Origin of the sequence: Marinimicrobium sp. UBA4509 (assembly GCF_002388575.1) — a bacterium.
Taxonomy (GTDB): Bacteria; Pseudomonadota; Gammaproteobacteria; order Pseudomonadales; family Cellvibrionaceae; genus Marinimicrobium; species Marinimicrobium koreense.
Window position 1 is genome coordinate 1 of sequence record NZ_DGMV01000057.1, and the last position, 654, is coordinate 654.

The following is a 654-nucleotide window of genomic DNA, read 5'->3' on the forward strand; positions in this document are numbered from 1 at the left end:
CTTCACCCCGTAGCCGCCGGACTCTCAGATAACCACCAATCTCTCCACCGACTATCCTTCACCAATTGGTACGCTTCTTGCGATAAGACGGTCAACTAACGAAACCGTCAAAAAAGCGACCTACATGGCACTTCCCAGTTTCAGCCAACTGAACAACATTGACCGCCGCGCCGCCTTCAACCATATTCGCGGACTCGGTCGTGGCAACATCGGCATACCCGTGCTGCTGCTCATGCTGCTGGGCATGATGATCCTGCCCGTGCCGCCGATACTGCTCGACGCCTTCTTCTCCTTCAACATTGCCCTGTCCATCGTCGTGCTGCTGGTGGGCGTGTACGCCATGCGCCCACTGGACTTCGCGGTGTTTCCCACCATCCTGCTGGTTGCGACGCTCTTACGCCTGGCCCTGAATGTCGCCTCCACCCGGGTGGTGCTGCTCAACGGCCACGAGGGTGGCGACGCCGCCGGTAAAGTGATCGAGGCGTTCGGCGAAGTGGTCATCGGCGGCAACTACGCCGTGGGTCTGGTGGTGTTTCTGATTCTGATGATCATCAACTTCGTCGTAGTGACTAAAGGGGCGGGGCGGATTTCGGAAGTGAGTGCCCGGTTTACCCTGGATGCCATGCCCGGCAAACAGATGGCGATTGACGCCGA

At 58.7% G+C, this 654-nt stretch carries 1 protein-coding gene; it reads left to right on the forward strand.

Annotated elements, in window-relative coordinates; genetic code table 11:
* Positions 1–124: 124 nt before the first annotated feature.
* A partial coding sequence (locus B3520_RS11005; RefSeq protein WP_414673884.1) for an FHIPEP family type III secretion protein occupies positions 125–654 on the forward strand: 530 nt, incomplete at its 3' end.